At 57.9% G+C, this 17,543-nt stretch carries 15 protein-coding genes and 1 tRNA gene; 9 read left to right on the top strand and 7 right to left on the bottom strand.

Annotation, left to right across the window (positions count from 1 at the left end):
- Positions 1 to 35: 35 nt before the first annotated feature.
- From EQG66_RS10530 to EQG66_RS10520, 3 genes are all read right to left on the bottom strand, one after another.
- The gene (locus EQG66_RS10530; RefSeq protein WP_181951800.1) at positions 36 to 506 is read right to left on the bottom strand and encodes an FtsB/FtsL family cell division protein; all 471 of its coding nucleotides are present in this window, start codon (positions 504 to 506) and stop codon (positions 36 to 38) included.
- A gap of 157 nt (positions 507 to 663) precedes the next feature.
- On the bottom strand, positions 664 to 1,131 hold the full coding sequence (locus tag EQG66_RS10525) for a DUF6998 domain-containing protein (protein WP_129404536.1): 468 nt from the start codon (positions 1,129 to 1,131) through the stop codon (positions 664 to 666).
- Positions 1,132 to 1,321: 190 nt separating this feature from the next.
- Positions 1,322 to 2,701, bottom strand: a complete 1,380-nt coding sequence (locus tag EQG66_RS10520) for a phospholipase D-like domain-containing protein (RefSeq protein ID WP_220428657.1) — start codon at positions 2,699 to 2,701, stop codon at positions 1,322 to 1,324.
- A 221-nt stretch (positions 2,702 to 2,922) separates the two neighbouring features.
- Here EQG66_RS10520 and EQG66_RS10515 point away from each other — a divergent pair, with 221 nt between their 5' ends.
- From EQG66_RS10515 to EQG66_RS10505, 3 genes are all read left to right on the top strand, one after another.
- Entirely contained in the window at positions 2,923 to 3,696 is a 774-nt protein-coding gene (locus EQG66_RS10515) for a hypothetical protein (protein ID WP_129404535.1), read from the top strand.
- A 491-nt stretch (positions 3,697 to 4,187) separates the two neighbouring features.
- The gene (locus tag EQG66_RS10510) at positions 4,188 to 4,838 is read left to right on the top strand and encodes a PDZ domain-containing protein (RefSeq protein ID WP_220428656.1); all 651 of its coding nucleotides are present in this window, start codon (positions 4,188 to 4,190) and stop codon (positions 4,836 to 4,838) included.
- Positions 4,835 to 6,013 (top strand): PDDEXK family nuclease, encoded by a 1,179-nt coding sequence (locus tag EQG66_RS10505; RefSeq protein ID WP_129404534.1) that lies wholly within the window; start codon positions 4,835 to 4,837, stop codon positions 6,011 to 6,013. Before EQG66_RS10510 ends, EQG66_RS10505 begins: the two co-directional genes overlap by 4 nt.
- 406 nt (positions 6,014 to 6,419) lie before the next feature.
- Here the strand turns inward: EQG66_RS10505 and EQG66_RS10500 are convergent, their stop codons facing one another.
- Positions 6,420 to 8,087, bottom strand: coding sequence for a site-specific integrase (locus tag EQG66_RS10500; RefSeq protein WP_129404533.1), 1,668 nt, complete (start codon positions 8,085 to 8,087; stop codon positions 6,420 to 6,422).
- A 39-nt stretch (positions 8,088 to 8,126) separates the two neighbouring features.
- Positions 8,127 to 8,216, bottom strand: a tRNA-Ser gene (locus EQG66_RS10495).
- Between the two features lie 206 nt (positions 8,217 to 8,422).
- On the opposite strand from EQG66_RS10495, the gene hspQ reads away from it, so the two are divergent.
- From hspQ to EQG66_RS10475, 4 genes are all read left to right on the top strand, one after another.
- Entirely contained in the window at positions 8,423 to 8,806 is a 384-nt protein-coding gene (hspQ, locus tag EQG66_RS10490) for a heat shock protein HspQ (protein WP_129404532.1), read from the top strand.
- A 58-nt stretch (positions 8,807 to 8,864) separates the two neighbouring features.
- A complete protein-coding gene (locus EQG66_RS10485; protein WP_129404531.1) occupies positions 8,865 to 9,263 on the top strand; it encodes a hypothetical protein in 399 nt (132 codons plus the stop codon).
- Positions 9,264 to 9,346: 83 nt separating this feature from the next.
- Positions 9,347 to 11,635, top strand: coding sequence for a TonB-dependent receptor (locus EQG66_RS10480; protein WP_129404530.1), 2,289 nt, complete (start codon positions 9,347 to 9,349; stop codon positions 11,633 to 11,635).
- A 2-nt stretch (positions 11,636 to 11,637) separates the two neighbouring features.
- Positions 11,638 to 12,987 (top strand): PepSY-associated TM helix domain-containing protein, encoded by a 1,350-nt coding sequence (locus EQG66_RS10475; RefSeq protein ID WP_129404529.1) that lies wholly within the window; start codon positions 11,638 to 11,640, stop codon positions 12,985 to 12,987.
- Positions 12,988 to 13,014: 27 nt separating this feature from the next.
- On the opposite strand, the gene EQG66_RS10470 is transcribed toward EQG66_RS10475, so the two are convergent.
- Positions 13,015 to 13,425 carry a gamma-glutamylcyclotransferase family protein gene (locus tag EQG66_RS10470; RefSeq protein ID WP_129404528.1) on the bottom strand — a complete coding sequence of 137 codons (411 nt, stop codon included), beginning with the start codon at positions 13,423 to 13,425 and terminating at the stop codon, positions 13,015 to 13,017.
- 64 nt (positions 13,426 to 13,489) lie between these two features.
- Here EQG66_RS10470 and EQG66_RS10465 point away from each other — a divergent pair, with 64 nt between their 5' ends.
- Together EQG66_RS10465 and EQG66_RS10460 are read left to right on the top strand one after the other, a co-directional pair.
- Positions 13,490 to 14,776, top strand: a complete 1,287-nt coding sequence (locus tag EQG66_RS10465) for a Y-family DNA polymerase (RefSeq protein WP_129404527.1) — start codon at positions 13,490 to 13,492, stop codon at positions 14,774 to 14,776.
- A 108-nt stretch (positions 14,777 to 14,884) separates the two neighbouring features.
- Positions 14,885 to 15,586 (top strand): carbonic anhydrase, encoded by a 702-nt coding sequence (locus tag EQG66_RS10460; RefSeq protein ID WP_129404526.1) that lies wholly within the window; start codon positions 14,885 to 14,887, stop codon positions 15,584 to 15,586.
- Between the two features lie 39 nt (positions 15,587 to 15,625).
- Here EQG66_RS10460 and typA read toward each other — a convergent pair whose 3' ends face one another.
- Positions 15,626 to 17,473 (bottom strand): translational GTPase TypA, encoded by a 1,848-nt coding sequence (gene typA, locus EQG66_RS10455; RefSeq protein ID WP_129404525.1) that lies wholly within the window; start codon positions 17,471 to 17,473, stop codon positions 15,626 to 15,628.
- Positions 17,474 to 17,543: the final 70 nt, after the last annotated feature.

The following is a 17,543-nucleotide window of genomic DNA, read 5'->3' as shown; positions in this document are numbered from 1 at the left end:
CGGCATCGCCGCCAGCGAGCAGTTGGTCGAGTAAATCAGCCGGAATCAACGGCTCCTTGCGTCGGGACATAGTGGGTCTCCTTCTTCCCCATTATACCCGCCCACACACGGAAATCCTGACAGTCCCCCTTGCAGGACGGGCACTCCCAAGCGCCAAATACCGTCCATTCACCCGTCATGCGCCTCAGACGGACCTTCCTTTCGTGAACGTCATAACACGCGGTGCAATAGGAGTTGTCATCACCTTCAAACCGATAGACTTCATCTACCGCGCTCGGCTTGTCGCTGTCACGCTGTGTCAACCGAGCTTTGAGTTCAGAGTTCTCATCACGAAGCCTAGCTAATTCCGCCTTAAGACTGGCGGCATCCAACTTTGCATCGGCTAGGTCGCTTGAAAGGTCAGCCAGAAGCATCTTGAAATTAGCATCGCCAACTTTCTTGGAAAGATCGCGCAACTTTACGACAATATCGATTGCGTTCTGTATTGCCTGAACTGCCTCAATCATTTCGGGCCTCCGTCAAAGCGCCTAATATCGTTGGTCGGTTGTCTTTGGTCATCTGGTCATGCCGCCCGTAGCACTATGAACGCAACAGGAAATGTCGGCGATTGTTGACGTGTTCGGACAGGCAGCACCATTGGACGTAAGCGCGTTTGTGTGCCCCCTATTCGCGACGCCATACTTCGGCGGCAATGCTTCTGAACTTGACAACGGACATGGCACCACGTTCGTTTCTTGATTTGCTACCGGGAGCGAGCAGCGCATCGATGACGGCAGTGCGGCTAGCCTCCCAAATGATCCAAGGCTGATAGGCAAGGTCCAGCATCACGAGGACAACAGCATCGAACTCACTGGCGACCTTGATCGATCCGACCCGCTGCCCTGTCAGGCGAACGGTGGGATCAAATAGCCGTGCCTTGATCTGTATCTTTCTCCCGTCGGGTGCAATGGCATCATAGCCGGGCGAGCGCGCAGCCAGTAGTGTCAGACCTAGGAGACGGGCCGCTTCAAATTCACCGACCTCTCCGGTGATACCGAGCGGCTTACGGGTCAGTCTGTAATACTCGACGGCGCAATCGCGCGCCTGATCGATGATCGGCGCGATATCGCTCAAAGCAACAGGTTGACCCATATCGTCATGTTCCTCACAGTCGTCGCTCAATTTTCCAATACCCCTTCATACTGCAAGTCATGACCAATCCCTCGTGTCCTCATGCGCCCGCAAAGCTATAGGACTTTTTCAGAAACTCAGGTCCGCAAAGTGATCTGTCGAGAACGGATTTCGTGCGAGTGGTTGCAAATATTTCAGGGTGGATGTCGTTCTATGTGACATGCACTTTGACGTCGTAGCCTAACGATCGAAGCGCTTTCGAAGTGCGCCCATTTCGAGGAGGGTATCTATCGGGCACGGCCCAACCAACCATCTCACCGATTGCACTGATACCCATGCCGTCGATCTTCCATGCAGGGTCAGCAATCGCCTCCCATAATCGCTGAGGAAGTTGGTCTGAACCACCTTCATAAAGGATGTGACTGAGAACACCCAGCACGTTTCTGCCATTCGCCGTAGTTTGCCCCCATATTGTTTCACAAAGGGCGTCGAGCTTTTCCGGTATCGTGTAAGGGCGGCCATCGGGCAGGTTGACCATGCGATTTCGGGCGCGACGGGCAAAATCCACCATTGCGTGCACCTTGCCCGCCACCAGTCTGAACTCGTCTTTCGTCAGATTGATAAGCCTGTCGGGAGCGAGGTAATTTGCCAGTTCTTTAGAAGTGGAATTGATTACGACATCCTCGCCCGGACTGTCGGATGGAGCCGATGGTAGTGACTTCCACCAAGTCAGCGCATCTTGCAACGCCGCTTCCCGACGCAACTTATTCTTCTCAAAATGCTGGGCGTAGTTCGCCCTTCTACCGTCGAACGTGCAATGATAATAATGGGCGTGAAGAAACTGGTCTGCTTGCGCCCCCGGCGATGCGCTGGGGTCTACCCAAGCGGGACGCGCTTCTGGCGCGCTTACACGATGCCCGATATCTCTTAAAACCTGTAGCGTCTCGTTCCACTCTGTAAGGAAACTATCTCGCTGCCTCTCGCTCGACTTTTTGCGGCTGGTTACGATAACGCCCTGCCAGTCATTTACTGCCGTGTGAGACCAGAAATCCTTCGCATCGACCTCGGCATGCGCGAGCTTTTTTGCTCGCTCCACCATCAGATTGCGCAGTTCGTCGGTTAGTGGCGACGCATGTTCATCAAGGCGGTCAAACATGTCGCGCAGGGCGGCCTCCTGCTCAGGGTCAATTTCTGCTTCTTCGATAAAGCAACCGGCTTCCACATTTTTATTCCATGCGCTGTAGGTGAGATTAGCCGATCCGATATAGACCCCGAAACCACGCCACCAGATCACCTTGGCATGATGATGTTTGACGAGTTTGCATATATAGTCTGGCGACCGAATACTCAGGAATTTGTCAAGAATTTCAATGGCCACCGGCACAGTATCGTCAAGCCGTCCCCAAAATTTGAGTGGTATCTCATTCTCGAAGCACCACCTCAAAAGCATGCCAGAATGATGGAGACCGGAGGCGTAAGCTACCGCCGCCCACACTTCTTCCGTAACCCTGTAGCCATCTCTGACAAGTTCGGCCTGCAATAGAATGTCGGCCAGATATTCTCCGTTAATGCCGCCCAGTATGAGTTTCACGCCCCCGTGTTCTCCATCCGCAACGTTGTCAACTAGGCCGTCTTCCACCCCATATAGCCATAATGCACCCCAGAACGAAGGCCCGCAATGTCCGTTCGGAGCCTATCCAATATTATTCTCCCACCCTCTTTCAGCAAGTGGGCACGGATTTCGTCCTAAAAATCTTGTCGGTTATGCGTGTAGACAATATTCGGCTTATATCGCCAAGAGAATGCTCCAAAATGCCGGTTTTTACTCCAGACCAAATTGTCGAGCTGATCGAAACCGCCGGAACGGTAGAGGGGCGCGCTCAATCGCTCATACAAAGCTACATGTCTCGTAAATATAATTCTGCCACGGCAGAGGAATATTCAATCAACGGGTTTTGTAGACGCTTGGGCACCCTTAGACATTGCATCAAAACGATCTATGAAGTTTTGCCGCCAGATTTCGCAGGATTGCCCGATAGGACGCTTATAGATACAATCACAATCCATGTTCAGGCATTTGTATTCAACGTTTTCGGCGCATTAGATAACCTAGCTTTTGTTTGGGTTCACGAGCGCAACGTAGTTGGTTCAAATAATCGTCCGCTACCTAATGGGAGGATCGGGCTAACGGCTGATAAGGACCACGTCCGACAATCATTTCCGCCTGAGTTTCAACAACTATTACGAGATAGCGATGAGTGGTTTGGATATTTGGAAGCATTTCGCCATTCATTAGGACATCGTATTCCTCTTTATATACCACCGTTCACTATCCCGCCGGAAAAGATCGAGGAATATCAAAAACTTGAACATGAAGCTCACGTGGCACTGATGCGATATGACTTTGAGGGGCATACGAGGTTGCAACGTGAGCGCGATAGCTTGTGCTCGTTTCGCCCTTGGATGCAGCATTCGCTCAATACTGATCGACCGCCCATAGTTTTTCACGCTCAGGTGTTAGCGGACTTTGCCACTGTGGAGTTGCTCGGTCAGCGAATGCTCGGCGCGCTAGATGGAACGACTTAGAAGAATTGTCGATAAAGTCATGGCTAATATATTGTCGTGTCTGGTCAGTCCGCTTTAAGCCGACAATCGCCAAAGCCAGTCATGATTACCCTATCAAAATATGCGATTTTGGTGCGCTTCCAGCCAGTGCGTTCATGTTCGTTGGACTGCTCCCTTTGTCAGCGCACATTTTCAGCTTGCGTTGCGTGACTGAACACGCAATCTCAGCTCGCTCCTCGTGAAAGCCGGGGAGTGGGGCATGGAAACCCCTCTCATCAAGCTCGGTCACCGAAATTCGGAGGCCGGGTGGCATGCGCGCATGTCCAGCCGGTCCGCCGGTAAAGGCGCATGCGCCTATGATGAGTAGGTTTCCAACATCCGGCTTTGGCCGTCGCCCCAAGTGGACATAGGTGCGACGAGAAAGCCGAGGGCCAGCGTCGCCATTTGGGGGTGACGCAGTGACGAAGACATATCGACCTTTCCTTCGCGGCTGGACTGCACTGGTTCTTGCCATGGCACCGCTTGCCATCGCATCGCCTGCATGGGCCAAGAAGGAGCCGATAGTAGCCGACAGTTATGGTCCGCCCCCAGATTGGAAACGCTACAAGGAGCTTGGCGAGGCAGCGGTGCGAGCGCGCCTTATCGATCCGTCCTCAGCGCAATTCAAATGGCCCTACGGATATAAACAGCGCGGCTTCACGCCCTTCATGCACAAAAGGGTGTATGGCTATTCCACCTGCGGCATCGTCAACAGCAAGAACAGCTTTGGCGGCTATGTCGGCGACACGCTGTTTGCCATCGTCATAGATTACGATCAGGTGCTCTATGTCGAGCTGGGCAAAGCCACTGGCTATGACATGGTTTCGGACGCTTGCCGCCACGGCATGTTCCCAGCCGCACCTAGCGACAATGCACCGGCCAGCGCAGCTCCTTTGGGTCTCAGCCTCACCATGATGCCGGATGGTGCCTATATTAACAATGTTACGGACGGCAGTTCCGGTGCAAAAGCAGGCATCCAGTCCGGCATGGTCATAACGCGCATCAACGGCATCGCCATCAAGGGCATGCCTGCCTCCGCGATAGAGCAGATGCTTGCCGGGGCGAATGGCCCCATTAACCTCGACATGATCGGCGGTAAGACCATCACGGTGCCTGCGCAATGAGCCTCGCCATCATCGATGCCGATGCAGACATCCGCCTTGTCCACCGCATACCGCATGGTGAGGCCCGCCGCGAGGCCGATCTCCGCGATCTGATTGCCGCTCACCCCGCACTGCTGCCCGTGCATGACATCGATCCCAGCTACGGCACCGTGGCAACCGTTACCATCGAACTCAGCATTCCCGGCGTGGGCTTTGTTGACGTGCTGCTGATCGACGAGAACGGACGGCTCATTGTCGTAGAATGTAAGCTATGGCGCAATCCGCAGGCGCGCCGGGAGGTGGTGGGGCAGATATTGGATTATGCCCGCGAACTGAGCCGCTACGGCTATGAAGACCTCCAGCGGCAGGTATCCATTGCCACGAAGCGGCAAGGCAACGTGCTATACGATCTGGCCCGTAAAGCTGGCAGCATATTATCTGAGGCCGATTTCGTGGATCGGGTCTCGCGTGATCTGGCGGCTGGTCGCTTCCTGTTGCTTGTGGTCGGCGACGGCATCGCAGAGGGGACACAGCGCATCGGTGAATATCTGCGCGATCAACCGGGGCTGGCCTTCTCGTTTGGGCTGGTCGAGTTCGCCGAATATCGCTGTGCCGATCAGACGATTGTCCATCCCCGCATATTGGCGCAGACGGTGACAGTCGAGCGACATGTGATCCGCAGCGAGGTGCCGGGCATCACTATCGACGCCGTCATGCCGGTAGAACGCATTGCGACCATTGCCAGTTCGCGTGGCCCATCTGACACAGGAGCGGCTTGGAAGAAGTTTTCCGAACGCCTCATCGCCGAGATGCGTTTTGACGATCCCGGTCAGCCGCAGGCCCGTAATGGTGGCGTCGGCTGGGTGCGTGTTCCCCTGCCCGCCAATCTCTACGTCAATGTATATCGGAGCAGCAGCGAAGGAGGCTTGGGCGCGCAGATACGTTTTTCCAGCTCTGAAGGTGCAGCGATATACTCGGAACTGCGCGCTGGTGAGCAATCCATAGCAGAAGAGTTCATCTCGGCTGGGCTGGATGCACCGCAATGGCGCGATGACGATGTGGCCAGTGTGAGCTTAACCCATCGCTCGCCTCAACCGTGGGACGAGGCGTCCGAGGCAGCACAGCGCGAATGGATGGCGAAGGCCGCTAATCAGTTCGTCAACAGTTTCCGGCCCCGGTTGCAGCGCCTCGCCTGATCCAATTTGCAACATGTTGCAGGTGGAGGATCACCTCCGCCTGCGTCGGTGTGACCGTTGTGGCAGCTGGTCTACGATTGCTTCCCCGATAGAAGACCGCCCTTTTGATCCCCTCGCCTTTGGCCACGAAGGCATACGCAGGCGACCATGTAGAAAGCATACATGAATGCGGGCCTCAGCAAGCATCGCCCGCAATTGCCAAATCTCTGGCCGAAGCTGAGCATTGTGCGACGAGATTGCCTTACCCGCTTCCGTTTGAGGTCCGGTCGAGTGCAACCATGGCTGCGTCTGCCTGATGATCTGGGCCTGTCGCGCCCTACGCTCAGGTGTCCATGCGCTCTTCGTTCCCATCTTTCCGTGTCCTGTTCAGTTCGTTTATGGCTTTAATGTCCATTCGAGAACATAATTAGCTGTCATCCGAAAGGCTGGGAGGCCGGGGCGGTAATACAAAACCCAGCACGCGATATCGTTCTATCGCCCTTACCAGCCCATCAATCGGATAGTCATCGTTACCGTAGCCTGCACCCTCATCTGCGGGCTTGTGCCCTGTAAGCGCATAATGATCTTCCATAGGGATGCCACAGCGGCGGCAATTATCTTTGAAAAAATGCCGAAAGGAATGAAAAGTCAGTCGCTTATCCAGTATCTCGCATTTAAACCTGAGGTATCGCCCGAACCATTTCGTATAGGTATGAGTTACACTACCTTGCTTGGGCATAGGAAGATCATGGAATAGTCGAATTTGGCCTTTGCGCCTTGCCTCGTTTACAAATTGCATGAAACCGAGCTTTATCAGGTCGCGGTGCATGGGGATGCGGCGACGGCTAAATGCGTTTTTCATACGCTTTCCCTCACCACCATCACTTCTAAACCAAATCACCGTAGTGCTTTGCTCCGTGTCATCCTCGCCCACATATGCTTCTTCCTCAATATCCGAGACATGCAACTGGCCCAATTCATTAAGCCGTCCACCTGTATACAATGAAAGGATAGGCAGCCAGTAAGCCGCTTCACCCCGCCCAGCTTCGGGACGGACATTTTTCGTGTGCACGGGACCAGAAAAAAACTTGGTAAGATCGGCTACCGAGAAGGGAACACGGGGCTTTGGCACATTCTTTGGGATTGCCACGCGAATGCCCGAACACGGATTTTCGGATATCAAACGATTGTTCTTAGCCGCACTGAATAGTGCTTGCATCATGTTCAATTTGTCAGCCTTAGTCTTGGGCGACAAATTTGTCTGCATCAAATGGACCTTGTAGGCTTGAATTTGGTCAGGCCCGATCTGCATAGCACCGAGATCGCCGACAACCTGCTTGAAGTCATTCACGACCGACTTCATTTTTGAGATGGACTTTGGTGCCCTATCCCCGTCTTTTTCCCATAAGTCGATTAGTTCTGCTAGCTTTGGCCCCTGATTTGCCACCTTCAAGACTTCATTTACTTTGGCGTCATCAAAAGCCGGATTGTATATCACTTCCTGCTTACCGCCTAAACGGTCAGCCTGACGGCGATGATGTTCCAAACAGGCTGAGTGAACCGCTTCGCTTAAAAGGAAAAATTTCTTCCCCGCGCCTTCAGTCGTTACGCCAGCGAGATTAGCTGCACCACGTGCGATGGCCTGAATAGCGGGGTCTTCCGGCCCCCCAGAACTTAATATCTCATACAATTCGCGAGCATTCTCTTCCTTGCGCCTGAGACGTTCGGTCTCGGAGATTGGGTCAAAGACCTCCTCCTCTAGCACAGCAAAATAGCGCCGGGCTATCGCTTTGATCTCCGCATCGGAGAGGTCTCCTAGAAACGTCCTATTCCTAAGCTTCCGCTCAGCATCCAAAAACTGGGCATCAGTATTTACACGCCAGATGGCGGCATCCCGCTTTGCATCAGCATAGGAAATGTCCCCAAAGGATTTCACTATCTCTCGGTGACCAACAATTTCTCGCAGCCGCAGAGGCACGCCTCGGCGATATTCCCAACTGTTTCCGCGCCTTCTTAGGCCAAGGCCACGCACCAACTCATCTCCGCCTTTTGTATCAGGCTTTTGTATCAAGTCGTGATCTGAAACATTGGACATCCGCCACCTATGGCAGAATTTCGTCCTTTTTGCAAGAAATGGCGGAGAGGGTGGGATTCGAACCCACGTTACGGTTGCCCGTAAACCGCATTTCGAGTGCGGCGCATTCGACCACTCTGCCACCTCTCCGGGCCGGGGCGGGCGTGGAAGGAGCGAAAACGCGCCCTCGTCCGCCGGTTCCGCCAACATCCATAGCGGGTCGAGCGGCGGCACTTAACCGAGCGCAGGGGTTTTGCCAAGCGCCGCGCGGCACTTTTTCTTGAGGTATGAGCCGGGTTACGCCTTCCGCGCGCAAAATTTCTTGTATGCGGGGCATCAGTCCCTACATTGTTGGCATGGACCGGACATTCCCCCAGTTTGCAACAGGCGCGCCCCGCCCCGTTCCCGCCCCCAATGTCGCCCACGCCCGCTTCAGCATCGGCGATGTGGTGCAGCACAAGCTGTTCGGCTTTCGCGGCGTGGTGTTCGATATCGATCCCGTGTTCGCCAACAGCGACGAGTGGTATGAGGCGATCCCCGAAGAGATGCGCCCGGCGAAGGACCAGCCCTTCTATCACCTGCTCGCGGAAAACAGCGAGGGTAGCTATATCGCCTATGTCAGCCAGCAGAACCTGGTCGTGGATGACAGCGACGAGCCGGTGGAACACCCCGCGATCGCCGGTCTCTTTGGCGGCTATCAGGATGGCAAATACGCGCTGCGCCCGCTCTACCGGCATTAGGGCAACGCCCGCTTAAAAAGGATGACATCGCCACCTCTCGCGCTTAAAGGCACGAGCCGTGAGCCTGCTCCGCGCCCTGATTCGCGACCATCGCGCCATCGCCCTGCTGCTGCTGGCGTGTGCGCTTGCCGTGAAGGCATTGATCCCGCAGGGCTATATGGCGGGCGGCGGGCAGAAGTTTCTCTCGGTCCAGCTCTGCCTTGATGGCATCACTCACAAGAACATCGCCATCGCGGTGCCCATGAACGGCGAGCACGCGCCTGAAAAAGCGCCGACGGATGAGCCTTGCGCCTTCACCGCGCTTTCCATGGCGGCGCTTTCGGGCGCGGGCGCGCCGCTTCTCGCGCTGGCGCTGCTCTTCATCCTCGCGGCCGGGTTCGCCCCGCGCACCCTAACGCTCCGGGGCCAAACGCCCCATCTGCGCCCGCCGCTGCGCGGGCCGCCGCGCGCCGCCTGAACCCATAGCCACGCCACGCCGACGGACCAGCGCATATCCGCGCGCCGCCGAGCGATCTGCCCTATTGTTCAGGATCGTTTCTCATGAAGACCTCTTATGCCGCCCTCGCGGTTGCCCTTTGCCTGTCCACCCCCGCTTTTGCCGATGACGCACCAGCAGACGCGCCCGACGCCATCCTCGTCGTCGGGCAGCGCGATGCCCCGATAGAGATCGCCCCGCGCGGCCTCGCCGTCTCGCTGGGCGAGGAGCAGTTCAGCGCCATCAACGCCTTCAACACCGAAGACCTGATGAAATACGCGCCCAATTTCTTCGTGCGCAAACGCTATTCGGGAGACAGCAACGGCGTCCCCGGCTTTCGCGGCACCCACTCGACGCAAAGTGCACGCACGCTGGTGATGGTCGATGGGTTCGTCGTATCGAACTTCCTCGGCAATTCCTTTGGCTTCTCGCCCAAATGGGGCGTGGTCGGCCCCGGCGAGGTGCAACAGTTTGACATCGTCTACGGCCCCTATTCCTCCCGCTATGTCGGCAATTCGATGGGCGGCATCGTCAACATCACCACGCGCAGCCCCAAGGAAACGGAGGCCTTCGCAAAGGTGCAGGGCATGGTCCAGCCCTACAGGCAGTTCAGCACCGATGACAGCTATTGGGGCGGCTCGGCAGAAGCGGGCTTTGGCCTGAAACAGAAGGACGGGCCATGGTCGCTCCGCGTGACGGCGCGCTATTTCAGGAACGAGGGCCAACCGATGAGCTTTTATGGGCTGACGCCCGGCGGCGCGGGGACCACGCCCGTGACCGGCGCCATCGTCGACCCCAAGCAGCTTGAGGCCATTGCAGCGGGATCGGCTATTCCCAACTCGCCCGGCACACCCACCAGCCCGGTCTTCGCAGCGCAATCGCCCGCGCTCATCACCCAGAAACAGGGCAAGATCAAAATCAGTTACGACGATGGCGCGATCACGGGCCAGCTGCTCTTCGCTTGGTGGAACAACAAGGACGATCAGCACGCACCCGATTGCTATCTGCGCGACACGGCAGGCAATGCGGTGTGCGAGGGCGCGGTCAGGATCGGCAGCACCAACTACACCGCATCAGGCGCCAACTGGTCGATCACCAAACGCGACGAGTTTCTGCTGGGCGCCAAGATCGGCGCGGAGCTGGGCAACGGCTGGGAGGCGCGCGCCGCGCTCTCCACCTATCAGATCGTGACCAGCAAAGGCTTCACCTCCAACGGCTACATCGCAGGGCGCGACAACAAAGCCGGACGTCTGGCCGAAGCTGGCCCGACCGGCTGGTGGACCGCCGATGTTGCGATAGAGCGGAAAGGAGCCGCGCATGAGGTCGCGCTCGGCAGCACGGCGAGCTTCTATCGCACCGACACGCGCAACTATAGCTTAGGCAACTGGCGCAGCAGGGCAAGCATCACTGCGCTGACAACCGAAACCTATGGCAAAACCCGCATCCTCTCCGCATGGGCAGAAGATGTGTGGCACATCACGCCGGATGCACAGATAACAGCGGGTCTGCGCTATGATGACTGGCGCGCTTATGATGGCGGGCTGCTAACGCCCTCGCTCAACTATCAGTATGCGTCACGTCACGATACCGCGCTCAGCCCCACCCTCTCCGGCCAGATCGACCTTGATGGCACGGTGCTGCAACTCAGCCTCGCCTTGGCGACCCGCTTCCCCACCGTAGGCGAGCTATATCAGGGCAGCCTCGACAGCCTCGGCAATTTCGATCCCAACAGCTTTGACATCAATCTGAAACCGGAGAAAAGCAGGGACGCCAATCTGCTGGTGCGGCGCGATCTGGGTCCGGTCACGCTCACCGGCTCGGTCTTTTACCAGCGGGTGAAGGATACGATCTTTTCCTTCTCCGGCTTCAACCAGAATAATGTGATCCGCTCTGGCTTCAAGAATATCGACCGCACCCGCCAATGGGGCGTGGAGGCGATTGCCGAGACGAAGGACTGGCCGCTTCCGGGTATGGATATCGAAGCGAATGTGGCGTGGATTGACAGCAAAACACTGCGTAATCGCGCAAATAGTGCGGCGGAAGGCGTCCAATTCCCGCGTATTCCGCGCTGGCGCATCAACGCGAATCTGCGCTATTCGGTGAGCGATACCGTGCAAACCGCGCTCGGCATGCGCTATGCCAGCCGCCCGAATACCGACCTGTTCGGCCTCCAGCGGGGCGATACATTTGGATATACCTCAGAGCTGTTTGCGCTGGATGCGCGCGTAAACTGGGATATTTCCGCGCATTTCCGCCTGTCTGCGGGCGTGGACAATATTTCCAACAACCGCGCCTGGGTCTTCCACCCCTATCCCCAGCGCACCTTCCTGTTGGAAATGGGTTGGAGGCTGTAATCATGGAAAAAGCCATGGAAACCGCGCTCTACCGCACCATCTGGCGCTGGCATTTCTACGCCGGGCTGTTCGTCATGCCGATGGTGCTCATCCTCTCGCTCACGGGCGCGTTATATCTGTTCAAGCCGCAGATCGAACGCTGGGAGGAGCGCGGTTTTCAGGGCTTTTCCGTGGCGGCGGCGGTCACTCCCTCGGTACAGCGCGATGCAGCGCTCGCGGCCTTTCCGGGCGCCGCCTTCCACAGCTATCGCCTGCCGGAGCGCAGCGGCGACGCCGCACTGATCCACATCGCTCTGCCCGGCAACAAGGGCATGCGCGACGTATTTGTCTCGCCGCAGGGCGACGTGCTAGGCTCGATCGACCCGGAATGGCGGATCATGCAGATCGCCCATGATATTCACGGGCAACTGCTGCTCGGCCCGCGCGGGAGCTGGCTGGTCGAGCTGGCGGCGAGCTGGGCCATCGTGATGATCGCAACCGGGCTGTATCTCTGGTGGCCGCGCGGGCGGGGCGCTGCTGGCGTGTTGTGGCCGCGCCTCAAGCAGGGAGGGCGCGTCCTCTGGCGGGATCTGCACGCCGTCACGGGTTTCTGGGTATCCAGCCTCGCGCTTGTGCTGCTCGTGACCGGGCTGCCATGGGCGGGCGTATGGGGCAGCAGCTTCAAGGCGGTGCGTGAACAGATGGGCTGGGTGAAAGGCGCGCAGGATTGGACGATTGGCGGTCGCGCACCCGATGCGGGCAACGCCAACGAACATGCGCTGCATGCCGAGCACGACCACAAAGCGATGACTGCGGGCGCCCTTCACCTCCACGCACATCATACGCCAGACCGGCTGGACGCCATCGTCGCAAAGGCACGCAATGAAAACCTGGCCTTTCCGGTCATCATATCACCGCCCGGAGCTCCGCAACGCTTTGGCGCGAAGTCCAGCCTCATGTGGACCGTGCGCTCAGACAGCCAGAACAGGCCACAACGCCAGACTATCCGCTATGATGCGGATACATCGCAGGAAGTCAGCCGTGAAACATTTGCCGACAAGCATGTGATAGACCGCGTGGTGGGCTATGGCATCGCCTGGCACGAGGGAGCGCTGTTTGGATGGGTGAACCAGTTGATCGGCTTGGCTACCGCGCTCGCCCTGGTGATGCTCAGCATCACCGGCTTCATCCAGTGGCGGCGGCGCAAGCCAGAAGGTGGCTTGGGGGCCCCGCCCGCACCTCGCACCCCGGCGCACAGCAAAGGAATATTAGCGATCGGGACATTCTTTTTCTTCACTCTGCCTCTGTTCGCGCTCTCGCTGGTGGCGATGTGGCTGGCAGACCGGGCAGGCCGGAGGATATTAGCGCGCTAGACCGTTTTCAAGATGAGCGTAGAACACTCATCGGCTCGGAAAACGGTCTAGCCAATCTCCGCCGACAATCTCCTCCAGCCCCTCAACCGGGCGCGCATAGACATAAGTCCATGCGCGCATCGCTCCGCCCTCGCAGATAATCTCGATCAGTTCCCGCCGATACTCATGCGGCTCCGGGAAATCGGGCGTACATTCCTCGTAAGCATCAAGCCACGCGAACGTCGCCTCCGGCTGCGCCATCCGCACCACATCACCTGTAACTTTGTCTGCCAGTTCCGGGTCGGCCACTAACGCCGGATACCACCCAACCTTATACAGCTGCCCTCGTGCCGCGCCCACTCCCAGCCACATGCTTTCGCGATGCAGCCGCCATGCCTCCGCCGTATTACAGCCACGCCGTAACGTTCCATAGACGAACAGCACATCAGAGCTGCTCATGCGCGCCCTTTAAAAGAACAAAAAAAGAACATATGCTTGTGCGCCATCATGAGTCGTATCCCATATGCCCCTGCCTTATCCTCCATCGCCGCTCAAATGGCTGTATATCGATTTCAACAGCTATTTCGCCAGCGTAGAGCAGCAGGAGCAGCCGCACTTGCGTGGGCGGCCGGTTGTCGTTGTGCCAGTGGAGACAGACAGCACCTGTGCGATCGCTGCCAGCTATGAGGCAAAGGCCTTCGGCATTCGCACTGGCACACCGGTCTGGGAAGCGAAACGATTGTGTCGCAGCCTGGCCTGCGTACTGGCGCGGCATGAGCTATATGTTGACTATCATCACCGCGCGATTGACGAGATCAGCCGCCACATCCCTGTAAGCGATGTGTGTTCAATTGACGAGATGGCGGCCCGCCTGCTCCGCAACGAAGCGCAACCGGAGGTAGCCCGCGCTATCGCGCTTTCGATCAAGGCTGGTCTTGCCGCCACTCTGGGGCCTTGGGTCCGCTGCTCCATCGGTATCGCACCCAACCGGTATCTGGCCAAGGTAGCGACCGACCTCGAAAAACCCGACGGCCTCACCATCCTGATGCCGGACGAGATGGAGCACCGCCTGATCGCGGAGCTGAAACCGCGTGATCTGCCCGGAATTGGCCGCAATATGGAAAGGCGGCTATGGTTGAAGGGTGTTTGTACCATGGCCGACCTGATGGCGCTGGACCGACGGCGGATGCGGCTGCTATGGGGCAGCATCTGGGGCGAGCGCATGTGGTATCTGCTACGCGGGCATGACTTGCCGGAGATCGAGACGCAGCGCCGCTCTATCGGCCACAGTCATGTACTCGGCCCTGCATTGCGTCCACCAAACGAGGCCATCAACGTCGCGCGCCGCTTGACGATGAAGGCCGCCGCCCGGCTAAGACGCATGGGATATACTGCACGGCTGTTCGGCTTTTCGGCACGGCTGGAGGATGGACGCAGGCTGCGGGGCGAGATGCGCTGCCGTCCTACGCAGGACAGCCCCACTTTCCTCGCCATGCTTTTGTCCATCTGGAACCAGACAATCGCAGAGCAACGTGGAATTGCGATCAAGAAGATATCCGTCATATTGCTGGGGCTGGAGCCAGAGGGGGCCACGCAACTATCCCTGTTTGAGGATAGGGAGGACGAAGCGAAGGTTGCCGTTACCCGCCCGTCGCGCGACCTGCGCCTTTCCCGCGCGCTGGACCGGCTCAACCACAAATTCGGCCGCGATACAGTATTGATTGGCATGCTGCCCAGCGCCGGTCGCGGCTTCTCCGGCACCAAAATAGCATTTACCCGCATCCCGGATCGCGAAGAGTTTCTGGAATAGCCCGATTCACCCGGATCACCCTTCTCCATCCTACAATGGAGAAACAGCTTTCAGCTATCCGGGAGACACATCTTGCAAACACTTGTTATACTGGCATCCGCCGTTTCCATGACAATGGCCGTCGCAACGAGCCATGCGCCGCACTGGGGTTATGAAGGCAAGGAGGGACCGGAGCATTGGGGCGCCCTCGCGTCCGAATATGCGACTTGCTCCTTGGGCAAGGCGCAATCCCCAATAGACCACGCGGCGTTTGACCCGAAACAGACTGTTACCGTGAAAGCGAATTACCATGCCGGGCCGGTTTCCCTGCTCCACAATGGACATACGATACAGGCAAACTTCGCGCCCGGTTCAACCCTTGTCAGCGGCACACATAGCTACAATCTGGTGCAGGTGCATTTCCATACGCCATCGGAAGAGGCGTTTAACGGCAAACATTACCCCATGGTCGCGCATTTCGTGCATAAGGACATTGACGGAAAGCTGGCCGTACTGGGCGTGATGTTCGAGGAGGGTAACGCTCATGACGAGCTGGGGAAGCTGATCGCCGCCGCGCCAAAAGCTTATACGCCAGAGGGCAACTATAAAATCACCCAGATCGATCCGTCGGCCCTGCTGCCGCAAGACCTGCATGTGTTTCGCTACACTGGCTCACTCACCACACCACCCTGCACAGAGGGAGTGACCTGGCATGTGCTGGTCAAGCCAGTTCACGCCAGCAAAGAGCAGATCGGCGCCCTGCACACAGTCATGGGCCACAATGCCAGGCCGGTGCAGCCTCTCAACGGACGGCACCTTATAGCAGAATGACCAGCGAGCCCGCGCGGCAGCGTACTCCCATTCAGGAAGTTACGCCGCCTTGGCGCGGCTCGCCTTTTTGCGCTCGTGCGGATCGAGGTGGCGTTTGCGGATGCGGATGGACTTGGGCGTCACCTCCACCATCTCATCCTCGTCAATATAGGCAATCGCCTGCTCCAGCGTCATCCGCCGGGGCGGGGTGAGGCGGATCGCGTCATCCTTGCCGGTCGAGCGGAAGTTGGTGAGCTGCTTCGACTTCATCGGGTTGACTTCGAGATCTTCGGGCTTGGCATTCTCGCCGATGATCATGCCCTCATAGAGCGGTTCGCCGGGCGAGACGAAGAGGATGCCGCGCTCTTCCAACGGGCCGAGGGCATAGGCCACCGCCTCGCCTGCGCCGTTGGAGATCAGCACGCCGTTCTTGCGGCCCTCGATCGTGCCCTTGTACGGGCCATATTTCTCGAACAGGCGGTTCATGATGCCGGTTCCACGGGTGTCGCTGAGGAACTCGCCGTGATAGCCGATCATCCCGCGAGACGGCGCAGAGAAGATGATGCGCGTCTTGCCACCGCCCGATGGACGCATGTCCGTCATCTCGGCCTTGCGGATCGCCATTTTCTCGACGACGGTGCCGGCGTGCTCGTCATCCACGTCGATGATGACGGTTTCATATGGCTCTTCGCGACCGTTCTCGCCATCGCGGAATAAAACGCGCGGGCGGGAGATGCCCAGCTCGAAGCCTTCGCGGCGCATCGTCTCGATCAGCACGCCAAGCTGAAGTTCGCCACGCCCGGCGACCTCGAAGCTGTCCTTGTCTTCTGCTTCCGTCACCTTGATCGCCACGTTGCTTTCGCCTTCGCGGAACAGGCGGTCGCGGATCATCCGGCTCGTCACTTTGTCGCCCTCGCGGCCCGCCATCGGCGAATCGTTCACGGCAAAGCGCATGGAGAGCGTCGGCGGATCGATCGGCTGCGCCTGGATCGGCACCGAAACAGACGTATCGGCAATGGTGTTGGACACCGTAGCGACCGCAAGCCCCGCAAGCGAAATAATGTCACCCGCCTGAGCAGAGTCGACGGGAACGCGCTCTAGCCCGCGATACGACATGATCTTCGATGCACGACCAGTCTCAATCACCTTACCATCCATATCGAGCGCATGGATCGGCTGATTGACCTTCAGTGTGCCCGATGTCACGCGGCCTGTCAGCACACGGCCAAGGAAGTTGTCACGATCCAGCAGCGTCACAAGGAAGGTGAATGGTGCATCGACATCCAGCGCTGGCGGCGGCACATGCTCGACAATCTTCTCGAACAGCGGGATCAAAGTGCCTTCGCGCCGATCCGGGTCGGTGCTGGCATAGCCATTGCGGCCTGATGCATAAAGCACAGGGAAATCAAGCTGCTCGTCGGTCGCGTCCAGAGACACGAACAGATCGAACACCTCATCCAGCACTTCCTGAATACGCTCGTCCGGCCGGTCGACCTTGTTGACGACGACGATCGGACGCAGCCCCAGCGCAAGCGCCTTGCCGGTTACAAACTTCGTCTGCGGCATCGCGCCTTCAGAGCTGTCAACCAGCAGGATCACGCCATCGACCATCGAGAGGATGCGCTCCACTTCGCCACCGAAGTCGGCGTGGCCCGGCGTATCGACGATATTGATACGCACCGGATCGCCGCCACCCGGAGGCGCCCACTCTACCGAAGTCGGCTTGGCGAGAATCGTGATGCCACGCTCTTTTTCAAGATCGTTCGAATCCATCGCCCGTTCTTCCACGCGCTGATTGTCGCGAAACGTGCCGGACTGGCGGAACAACTGGTCAACAAGGGTAGTCTTGCCGTGATCAACGTGCGCGATAATGGCAACGTTCCGAAGAGCGTTGGGGCGGATGCTCATAAGTGTCTGCTCGTTTTTAGAGGGGATGCTTTGGGCGCGGCCCCTAGCCTATTTTGCGGTGCAGCGCAAC

It is taken from the genome of Sphingobium fluviale (assembly GCF_004122115.1).
GTDB lineage: Bacteria > Pseudomonadota > Alphaproteobacteria > Sphingomonadales > Sphingomonadaceae > Sphingobium > Sphingobium fluviale.
Note: the sequence above shows the minus strand (reverse complement) of the source record. Positions and strands in the feature narration are given on the sequence as shown.

Bases quoted from the DNA above. Each gene is read 5' to 3' on its own strand.
- EQG66_RS10530 (WP_181951800.1), bottom strand. From the start codon at position 506: ATGATTGAGGCAGTTCAGGCAATACAGAACGCAATCGATATTGTCGTA.
- EQG66_RS10525 (WP_129404536.1), bottom strand. From the start codon at position 1,131: ATGGGTCAACCTGTTGCTTTGAGCGATATCGCGCCGATCATCGATCAG.
- EQG66_RS10515 (WP_129404535.1), top strand. From the start codon at position 2,923: ATGCCGGTTTTTACTCCAGACCAAATTGTCGAGCTGATCGAAACCGCC.
- EQG66_RS10510 (WP_220428656.1), top strand. From the start codon at position 4,188: ATGGCACCGCTTGCCATCGCATCGCCTGCATGGGCCAAGAAGGAGCCG.
- EQG66_RS10505 (WP_129404534.1), top strand. From the start codon at position 4,835: ATGAGCCTCGCCATCATCGATGCCGATGCAGACATCCGCCTTGTCCAC.
- EQG66_RS10500 (WP_129404533.1), bottom strand. From the start codon at position 8,087: ATGTCCAATGTTTCAGATCACGACTTGATACAAAAGCCTGATACAAAA.
- hspQ (WP_129404532.1), top strand. From the start codon at position 8,423: ATGGACCGGACATTCCCCCAGTTTGCAACAGGCGCGCCCCGCCCCGTT.
- EQG66_RS10480 (WP_129404530.1), top strand. From the start codon at position 9,347: ATGAAGACCTCTTATGCCGCCCTCGCGGTTGCCCTTTGCCTGTCCACC.
- EQG66_RS10475 (WP_129404529.1), top strand. From the start codon at position 11,638: ATGGAAAAAGCCATGGAAACCGCGCTCTACCGCACCATCTGGCGCTGG.
- EQG66_RS10470 (WP_129404528.1), bottom strand. From the start codon at position 13,425: ATGAGCAGCTCTGATGTGCTGTTCGTCTATGGAACGTTACGGCGTGGC.
- EQG66_RS10465 (WP_129404527.1), top strand. From the start codon at position 13,490: ATGCCCCTGCCTTATCCTCCATCGCCGCTCAAATGGCTGTATATCGAT.
- EQG66_RS10460 (WP_129404526.1), top strand. From the start codon at position 14,885: ATGACAATGGCCGTCGCAACGAGCCATGCGCCGCACTGGGGTTATGAA.
- typA (WP_129404525.1), bottom strand. From the start codon at position 17,473: ATGAGCATCCGCCCCAACGCTCTTCGGAACGTTGCCATTATCGCGCAC.